The sequence below is a fragment of the Patescibacteria group bacterium genome (genome assembly GCA_027858235.1).
Classification (GTDB): Bacteria; Patescibacteriota; Patescibacteriia; order Patescibacteriales; family BM507; genus BM507.
The window spans coordinates 1-9,545 of record JAQIDC010000047.1 but is presented as its reverse complement, the minus strand read 5'-3'; the positions used below and the strand labels follow the sequence as shown (position 1 = coordinate 9,545).

Below are 9,545 nucleotides of genomic sequence, written 5' to 3'. Positions count from 1 at the left end.
GTTCTACATTAGAAAGTGAGAAAATATGAAAATTACAATACTATTAGTTTGTAAACGAATTAAGATCAATAATTAGAAATTTAACAAATGCAAATAATGGAAAACAATAATTACAAAAGACAAGATCATGAACCACCTTTAGCAATCGAAAAATGGGGTTGGCGATATCATCATTTGGGTGTACCCACAAATAAGTCGATACAAGGAGAAAAATATTTATCACCATATAAATTATATGTTTGCGGATTTGAAAAGAGTCCATTTGGAATTGAATGGATGAGGTATGAAGAAGATAGTCCTGTAAACAAATTAGTACAATCCGTTCCTCATATTGCTTTTGAAGTAGATGATTTAGACTTTGAACTTAGTCGTTTTAATTTTAACATTATTACTGAACCAAATTCACCCGTAAATGAAGTAAGAGTTGCCATGATAGAGCATGATGGAGCCATAATAGAGTTAATAGAATTTAGAAATAAAAAGAAAGAATAAAAACAACTGGGCACAACAATTTTCCGTTAACATCAACCGAAAAAAACAAACAATGACGAGAGACATAGCCGAACAAATTGCGAACCTATTAAATAGTAGAAACCAACTAGTAGTCGATTATACAGCGGACAAGGTACTGGAATCAAAATCAAATTACGTTTATCTGGAAGATGAAAATGAAGTTATCGCGTGTGCTGAATCAAAGAAGATCCAATGGTATCAATCTGAAATATCACATGTTAGTGTTTTAAAAAAAGTAGAAGGCAAAGGTAAAGGCAAAGAGATTTTATCACGAGCTGAGAGGAAAGCTAAAAATGATGGTGCAAAGCTTCTTCAATGCACAATTCGGACAAATAACGAAAATAGTCTTCGACTTTTCTTGAGGATGGGATATGAAAAGGTTAATCGGTTTTTCTATCCTAATAGTGGTAATTGGGTATATGTATTGCAAAAATCGATTTCGAATAATGTATGAATAATTTTCCAAAGAGAATAAAAAACACAAGTCTCAATCAGATTCGTTTGCAATCTTACTTTATCATTTAAGAGACCTTGGCATTTTCAGAAATGCAACAGAAAATGATTATGGTATCGATTTTGAAATTGAGATTATCCACAATGAAAGAGTTCTTGGGAAATATTTATGCAGTTGATTTACCAGCCTCTCCCTCGTTTAGCTTGCGTAACTGCCTCGTCCCGATAAACACATCGGGAAGGGGTTTACTGTCTGTCGTTTGTAACGACACATTGTTATTTGGTTGCTGCAAGCATCAAATAACTTCTTCCTTGCAAACACGTTGCGATGCATAGTTTCGCTGTAACCCGTAGGGTTGAATATGAATCACCCCTGATGAAATCGGAACAACCAACAACCAACAACCAACAACCACTCACAATTTGTTTTACTCAACAATAATTTTTAGCTTAGTAAACTGAATATAAACAGAAAACGCCGGTGCCCCATAAACCCACCATAACACTTCATCCCAATGTTCACAGTAATGAACCCATCGCTTTATTGCCGTTTGCCTACAACCGCAATTTATATGATATAAAACCACACATAAAAGGAATAAACTCAATTGTTTTTATCCAAACGTTAGGCTTCATGCAACACTACAAAAGATAATTATTATGGAAGACAAAATTTACCCAAGATACATTGATAACAAACCTATAGGGGAAGATCAATTTGAAGGAAAATCTCATGAACGAATATCAAAAAGTATTGCTGAACATATAAAAGACAAAAATAATTCACTTAGAGTAATCGGTATTGAAGGCGAATGGGGCTCTGGTAAATCAAATATTATTGAATTACTAAGAACACAATTAAAAGAAACACACCATATTTATGTTTACGACGCATGGGGTCACCAAGAAGATTCTCAAAGGAGAGCCTTTTTAGAAGAGCTTACAGAAGAGTTAATCCAGAAAAAAATCCTATCAGAAAAAACTATTCATCAAGACTTAGCTGGAAATGATGAAAAGATTACCTGGAAAGAAAAAATTAAATTTCTTCTTGCTAGAAAAAGAGAGACTAATAAAAAAACTATACCCAAACTTAGTATTGGAATAATTATTATCGGTTTAGTTTTAATATTGACGCCAATATTTACAATTGTAGCCGACAGTATTTTTGATAAGAACACTATTTGGTGGAAAAAAATTCTCCTTCCAATTTCCCCTATTATTCTTTCCATAATAGCGTATTTATGGGCTTCTGCTAAGAACAAAAAATGGGTTAATATCTCAGAATTGTTCTTTGTTTTCAAAGGGAAAGAATTGGAAAGCACCACATATGAAATATTTTCTGATTTGGACCCATCAGTAAAAGAATTTAAGGAATGGATTAAATCAATTTCAAAAGGGCTTTCCAATATTGACTTGATAATAGTCTATGATAATATGGATAGACTCCCACCTGAAAACGTCAAAGAATTATGGTCATCTATACATACATTCTTCGCAGAAGAAGAATATGATAAGATAGATGTGCTAATACCTTTCGATAGAAAACATCTACAACAAGCATTCGACAAAAAAGATAATCCAGCCAATGAATTTATAAACAAGACATTTTCCATCATCTACCGTGTTACACCACCCGTATTAACTGATTGGAAAGATTTTTTCAGTAAGAAATTTGGAGAAGCTTTTGGAGTTAAAGAAGATAAAGAATTTCCGACTATCTTATCAATATTTGACAGATTAAAGAATAAATTTACTCCACGAGACATAATAATATTTATAAATGAACTTGTGACTTTAAAAAAGATTTGGAATGATGATATTCCATTGAGATACATCGCAATCTTTTGTTTAAAGAAAGAAATTATATTAGAATCTCCACAAAAATATATTCTTAACAATGATTATTTGGGACAAGCAAAAGACCTTTTTACAGAGGACAATCAATTACAAAATTACATTTCAGCACTAACTTTCAACGTTCCTGTTGAAAAAGCATCACAAGTATTATTAGTTCGTGATTTGGAACTCACACTTCGTGGCGAAAATTCATCACCTATTGAAGAATTATCTAAGCATTCTCATTTTATAGAAATTTTAGAAGAAGTAATACAAAATAGCGAAATAATAGTTGATAAAGCCATTTCTACATTGTCTAGACTTGATGTCCTGAAATTAAATGGGAATCATATTAAAGAGAGAGTTAAGAAAGTTTGGGATATTCTAATTTCAAAACAATGCTTGCTGGAAATAAAAGAATTGACATTTAATGAAGAGTTTCAGCATCTTTTAAACAATTCATCTATAGGCAGTAAAACTAAATTATTAAAATATCTAACAAAAAGTTATAACGAATTTAAAGAAATTAAAGGAAACGAATATTTTCTTGTTTTTAAGGAATTAGAGGAATTTGTTGAGAAAAATAAAATCAAATTTAATATTCAATCACAACTTAATTTAAGAACAGTTCCTCCTGAAATATTTGCTGATTATATAAGTATTGCAAAGTCTGATTATAAAAAATATAAACTAGTAACGGACTCTGATGAATTGGATAATTATATTTCTGTGAAAATACCTAAGGAATTAGATGTGATAGAAGATGATGTTGATTTGTCTTATATAATTGCCGAGTATTCTTTTGAGACTACAAAAGAGAATATTGAAGCATTGATTACACAAAATAAATTAACAAAAGACAACTTTTATAAAATTATTAATATTTATAAATCAATATCAAATAAAAAACTTTTAGCCAAAATTATTAATGTAATTAATCTACATCCTTTACTGCAAAAAGTCACAAAAGAAATTGATGGATATTATGACTTAATAGCCATGAGACTTAAGTATGCGAATACATATAATAAGCTAATAGCACCACAGGGGTGGCCAGATAACACCACACCGGTTTTGGCACTTACTGATGAAGAAACTATAAAAGAAATTGCAAAAAGAATAGAGATCTATGAAAATTATGGCAATCTTCTTTTGCTATCTACAACTTGGAAACAACCATTACTATCTGCAGTATGTAAAGACCTGACTTTTAACAGTTATGGCGCACGAGCAATGACTGTTACTAAAGTTATTACAAAATTTGAAGAAATAAAGGTTGCAATTGATGTATCAGAACAAGATTTATTGAAGCAATTAAATGGATGGAGTAAATATGCAAAAGATGAGATTAATACAGATAATATAAAAGAAATTATTCCAAATTATTCATTTTATAATTATTCAACATCAATTAGTTATGAATTAACAAACCATATAAATAAAATAGGAAAAGAATATATTGATTCATTCGATGAAGAAACTATCATAGAAGAATGGGGTGTAGACGATTCTTATGTATTTAATACTCTTTACATTTTTATGCAGTCAAATAAAATAAATACGCTGCCCCGAAATGTTTTTAACGCGTTAAAAGAGATTCTTAAAAATATATCTGAATCAGAAATTGATATACCAGCTGATGAGACGATTTGGATTTATTTTATTGAGAAATCAAAAAAGAAAGATATTGCACCAACAATAAGAAATATAAGAGACTATTACATAAGGGAGAATAATATAATAAATAAACAATTCATCTTTTTTGAAAGCTTTTTTAAACAATACGGTAATTTTAACGAAAAAAGTAGTGATACTACTAGAACAATTCTTGGGAAACTGGTTTCTGATGGAAGTTGTTTTACAAAAATATTATCAGATCAAGATTTTTATATACCAATTATCAATAATGCAAATGAAGATGCGGCAGACTTTAAAGACAATGTTTTAAGCAGGTTAGAAAGTGAATCAGCCAATAATGAATTAAGAGAATTTGCGGATAAAATTGGTGTTAAAAAACCGAAAGAAGAAATTGAAAAAAACAAAGAAGAATAAAAGCACGAAAGCCTAACAATGTATAAAAATAATAGCCGAAACACCACTAATTCAAGGGTTGTAGCCCGCTTCAACTTTTGTGTAACTTGACAGTGATGAAGCCCGCAGTCGGCTACTATTCTTATACTAACGTTATGGCACATTTTTTGACACCCAAACGGTCTGTTTGTATTAATTTCAAAAAAGGCAAAGACATAAATGAAAAGTAAATCCCTAATAAAATCTACTACTCCTGGTTTTGTAATTATGGCTCTAATTGTCATGATTGCATGTCAATTGGATATTCAGGAGATTAGAAATGTTAGGAAGTTGGATTACCCAATTGAAATAGTTTCTAAAATAGGAGGTGCTGATTCAGTACTACCTGCCTTTTATTATTTTACTTTTTTTCAGAATAATATCGATCATCAGTTAATTACAAGCCCATTATACGTGCATGTTTTAGCTTATCATGATCAAATAAATTTTCAGGCATTTAAACGTCAAAAGCAAATAGACTTATCAACTGACACAAACAAAAGTCTTCTTTTCTATTATTCTCACCTACATTACAATACAGAATACCCCGAAATAATTACCTAATTATCTTAGTTGTTTTCGACAGCTAATCAGGTTTTAATCATTCACTTAATTTATTCACGATGATCGTCAATGAACGAAATGTTCATCTGTGCTTTCATTTAAAACCATTCAAAATGGAAAATTATTTCAAATTAAAAAAAGGTAGTAAGAACGATATTGATATTTATAATCACAAAAATACAAAACACCTAATCAGTAAAATAAAAGCTCATTGCAAGCTCATTGCCAATTATAGCGACAATGATTTAAAGCAATTATCAACGAAGTTAAAGGCAGAAGTGAAATCGGGTTGCGACCTCACAACTATCATGGTAGAAGCATATGCGCTGGTTTATGAAACATGCATCAGAAAGCTGAAAATCACGCCATATGATGTGCAACTGACAGGGGCAATATCCCTTCATTTTGGAAAAATTATTGAGATGCCAACCGGCGAAGGAAAAACTTTAGCAGCCGTATTTCCTGCTTTTTTAAATGCATTATCTGGTAAAGGTGTTCACGTTTTGACATTTAATGACTATTTGGCAGAAAGAGATGCAAAATGGATGTCACCAATATTTAATTTCTTAGGATTAACTGTTGGTTATATTACTGGTGATATGGCAGATAATAAAAGAAAAGAAGCCTATCATTGTGATGTTACCTATGCCACTGCAAAAAATGTTGGATTTGATTATTTAAGTTCAACCATTGCATATCGTAAAGAAGATATTATTCAACGCCCTTTTCACTTTGCCATAGTTGATGAAGCAGATGCAATACTAATTGATGAAGCAAGAAATCCTTTAGTATTATCAGGAGAAGTAGAAAAATCGAAGTATGATTTTCGAAGCATAACAGAATTTGTTTCTGGATTGGAACATCAAAGTGATTTTGAAACCGATGAATATAAAAGAAATGTATTCTTAACTGAAAAAGGCATAAATAAAGCAGAATGCGTATTTCAAATTGATAATCTTTTCGATGATAAAAATATAGAATTGCATAGCACAATAAATCTTTCATTGCAAGCAAAGGTTTTATTAAATAGAAATGTAGACTACATTGTAAGAGATAACAAAGTTTTATTGGTAGATGAATTTACAGGCAGAATTGTTAGCGATAGAAAATGGAAAGATGGTTTGCAATTGGCTGTTGAAGCGAAAGAAAACGTAGAACTTCAGGCAGATGGTAAAATTCTTACTATGATTACTTTCCCCCATTTTTTTGAAAAATATAAGAAAGTTTCAGGAATGACAGCTACTGCCAGAGAATCTTCCGAAGAATTTTACGAACTATACAATTTAGAAGTTATTGTTGTTCCTCCAAACAAAACTTGTTTGAGGGTTGATGAACCGAATTTAATATTTGCATCAAAAAGTGAGAAATATCAAGCCTTAATAAGCGATGTGCAAAACAGATGCAAGAAAGGTCAACCCATATTAATTGGAACACTTACCGTTAATGAATCAGAAGAATTAGCAACGATGCTAAAGGAGCACGATATTCCCTGTAAAATACTTAATGCTAAAAACGATGCATTAGAAGCTGAAATTATTTCAGAAGCCGGAAAATTTGGTGCCGTAACAATTTCTACAAATATGGCAGGACGAGGTACGGATATTCTTTTAGGAGGTAAAGATGCTTCGGATAAGGAAAAAGTGGTAAAAGCAGGTGGCTTATATGTTATTAGCACCAACTTACACGAAAGCTCAAGGATTGATAATCAATTAAGGGGAAGATCAGGTCGACAAGGTGATATTGGATATTCTCAGTTCTACATCAGTTTTAACGATGATTTGATGTGCAGATATAATCTTCAAGATGCACTACCAAAGAAAATAAAAAACGAGAGAAAGAATAAAATTGAGAAAACCCAAAAGTATTTAGACCATACACAACGTGTTATTGAAGGACAAATGAACGATTTAAGTAAAATGCATTACGATTATTCTTCTCTGATTGAAAAACAAAGAAATATTATTCATAATGAAAGGCAAGCATTTCTGGACGATACGACTGTAATCGAAAAGCTTAACTCAACAAGTGATAGTGCCTTAGTTATGTTTGATTCGCAAATAATTAAAAAAGCACGAAACATTATTCTTTTTCAATACGATAAATATTGGTCACAGCACATAGATTATATTTCTGAAGTAAAAGAAGGGATTCATTTATTACGATATGGCAGACAAAATCCTTTAAGGGAATTTCAAAAATATATAGATTCAAATTTTGAGGAAATTTGTTATCATATTGACTCTGACTTACAAGAAGGTATTGAGCATTTATTGAAAAACGTTGATGTAAATCTTGCTGAAATGGGGATCAAGAAACCCTCATCCACTTGGTCATATATGGTAAATGACAACCCATTTAGACGCAAATTTGAATTACGTTTTACCGATAGTTCTTATTTAGGTTTCTAATACAAAAAGTAATTTTATGAATGGATATTAAAACGAGCCATAATAATGTATAAAATAATAGCCGAAATAGCTGTAAAACCAAGGGTTGCAGCCCGCTTCAACTTTCGTGTAACTTGACAGGAAAGTGCCACGCAGTCGGCTACTATTCTTATACTAACGTTGGCAATAATTATAAAAAAAATGGCAATAAGTACAAATTCAATAATTCATTACACAAATTCTTTCGAAAATCTTTCTTCCATATTGAAAGATGGATTTAGGATTAAGTATTGTGCTGAAAGATTATATTTAGGTGAAATCGGGCGTTCTTTTGCTGCACACCCAATGATTTCTTTTTGCGACATACCATTATCAGACTCTATGCAACATTTTGACGCATATGGGAAATATGGTATTGGGTTGACAAAAGAATGGGCTAAGCAGAATGGTGTTAATCCAGTTCTTTATATTGATAAAAATTCTTTAATTGCTGAGAGCATATACAGTTTAATTCTTGAAAGGAGAAAGAAAAATAGCAACTTAACTTTAAAACAAAAAAGAGAAATTCTTCAAATCAAAAGTTATGCAAAGAATTACTCTGGCACTTTAAAAAGACTAGGCAAGACAATTAGAAACTACAATTTTTATAATGAACGAGAATGGAGATTAATTCCTCCAAAAGAAATAATTAACAATAAATCATTCTCTATTAGTCTTGATGCTTATAATAAAGATAAAAAAAAGTACAATGACAAATTAGACGATTGCAGATACGGATTTGATATAAAGGACATATCTTACATTATCGTTGAAGAAACTAATGAAATCCCTAAGATTGTTAAAATTCTTAGAGACCTTCATTATGACAAATACTCTGGGAAAGAGATAGATATATTAATGAGTAAAATTTGTTCTACCGAACAGATTAAGTCAGACTATTAGAATAACTATTGCCAACAACTTCTAGTATAAGCAACGGCTCTCAATCCTATATTAACAGCTCTCAAAGCAATATCAAGGCTTCTAAACACAATTCGGAAGCCTCTCAGTCCAAGATGGCTGCCACTATGTCCATATCGAACCCTTGTAGGGTTGAATATGAATCACCCCTGATGAAATCGGGGGTGACAAGTTTTATTCAACAATAATTTTTAGTTTAGTATGCTGAATATAAACAGAAAACGCTGGTGCCCCATAAACCCACCATTACCCCAATTATGATTTGATTCAGTACTTTTTACTGAAAAAAAAGGAGCTGCCCTGAGGCAACTCCTTTTAATATCTCACAATAGTCTGTTTCTTATACGCTTTGTTCAATATTCCACACAAATGCCCTGATGCCGACTTCTTCGTTCACGGCATTCAATTTTTGTACTTTTTCAAGCAGAATATCAACTTTGTCATCTTCAACAATGGTGATTAACGCGTTGTTGATTTCCGGCCAGGTATGGGTGCCCATGTGTGGCACACCTGTTTCCGACCCACTACCTTTTACATCAACCCATTGTGTAAAGCCATTTATTTCGAGGCGGTCGAGCATGTACTCAACGCGCTCGGTAAATGCCTGATTGTATGTTATAAAAACTGATTTCATAATTGATCATTTTTTAGTTGTCCATAAATACAAATTTCTTGCGAACGGCCATTTTCTTATCGCGTTCTCCTTTTCGGGCCATCAGTGCATATACAACCGGTACTAATACCATTGTAACCAGGGTAGAG

The 9,545-nt window shown here is 31.8% G+C and carries 7 protein-coding genes; 6 read left to right on the top strand and 1 reads right to left on the bottom strand.

All coding sequences use genetic code 11. The features are described 5' to 3' along the window. Positions 1 to 96: 96 nt before the first annotated feature. The 6 genes from PF572_04255 to PF572_04230 all read left to right on the top strand — a co-directional run bounded on the left by PF572_04255 (position 97) and on the right by PF572_04230 (position 8,765). Entirely contained in the window at positions 97 to 492 is a 396-nt protein-coding gene (locus PF572_04255) for a hypothetical protein (GenBank protein ID MDA3840277.1), read from the top strand. A gap of 52 nt (positions 493 to 544) precedes the next feature. After that, a complete protein-coding gene (locus PF572_04250) occupies positions 545 to 967 on the top strand; it encodes a GNAT family N-acetyltransferase (GenBank protein MDA3840276.1) in 423 nt (140 codons plus the stop codon). A 659-nt stretch (positions 968 to 1,626) separates the two neighbouring features. Next, a complete protein-coding gene (locus tag PF572_04245; GenBank protein MDA3840275.1) occupies positions 1,627 to 4,854 on the top strand; it encodes a P-loop NTPase fold protein in 3,228 nt (1,075 codons plus the stop codon). Between the two features lie 198 nt (positions 4,855 to 5,052). Then, on the top strand, positions 5,053 to 5,436 hold the full coding sequence (locus PF572_04240) for a hypothetical protein (protein ID MDA3840274.1): 384 nt from the start codon (positions 5,053 to 5,055) through the stop codon (positions 5,434 to 5,436). A gap of 113 nt (positions 5,437 to 5,549) precedes the next feature. Then, positions 5,550 to 7,844 carry an accessory Sec system translocase SecA2 gene (gene secA2, locus PF572_04235; GenBank protein MDA3840273.1) on the top strand — a complete coding sequence of 765 codons (2,295 nt, stop codon included), beginning with the start codon at positions 5,550 to 5,552 and terminating at the stop codon, positions 7,842 to 7,844. A 180-nt stretch (positions 7,845 to 8,024) separates the two neighbouring features. After that, complete coding sequence (locus PF572_04230; GenBank protein MDA3840272.1) at positions 8,025 to 8,765, top strand: abortive infection system antitoxin AbiGi family protein; 741 nt, start codon at positions 8,025 to 8,027, stop codon at positions 8,763 to 8,765. A 358-nt stretch (positions 8,766 to 9,123) separates the two neighbouring features. On the opposite strand, the gene PF572_04225 is transcribed toward PF572_04230, so the two are convergent. Further along, a complete protein-coding gene (locus PF572_04225; GenBank protein MDA3840271.1) occupies positions 9,124 to 9,417 on the bottom strand; it encodes a hypothetical protein in 294 nt (97 codons plus the stop codon). Positions 9,418 to 9,545 lie beyond the last annotated feature (128 nt).

Excerpts from the sequence above, each read along its gene's own strand:
- PF572_04255 (MDA3840277.1), top strand. The coding sequence starts at position 97 with ATGGAAAACAATAATTACAAAAGACAAGATCATGAACCACCTTTAGCA.
- PF572_04250 (MDA3840276.1), top strand. The coding sequence starts at position 545 with ATGACGAGAGACATAGCCGAACAAATTGCGAACCTATTAAATAGTAGA.
- PF572_04245 (MDA3840275.1), top strand. The coding sequence starts at position 1,627 with ATGGAAGACAAAATTTACCCAAGATACATTGATAACAAACCTATAGGG.
- PF572_04240 (MDA3840274.1), top strand. The coding sequence starts at position 5,053 with ATGAAAAGTAAATCCCTAATAAAATCTACTACTCCTGGTTTTGTAATT.
- secA2 (MDA3840273.1), top strand. The coding sequence starts at position 5,550 with ATGGAAAATTATTTCAAATTAAAAAAAGGTAGTAAGAACGATATTGAT.
- PF572_04230 (MDA3840272.1), top strand. The coding sequence starts at position 8,025 with ATGGCAATAAGTACAAATTCAATAATTCATTACACAAATTCTTTCGAA.
- PF572_04225 (MDA3840271.1), bottom strand. The coding sequence starts at position 9,417 with ATGAAATCAGTTTTTATAACATACAATCAGGCATTTACCGAGCGCGTT.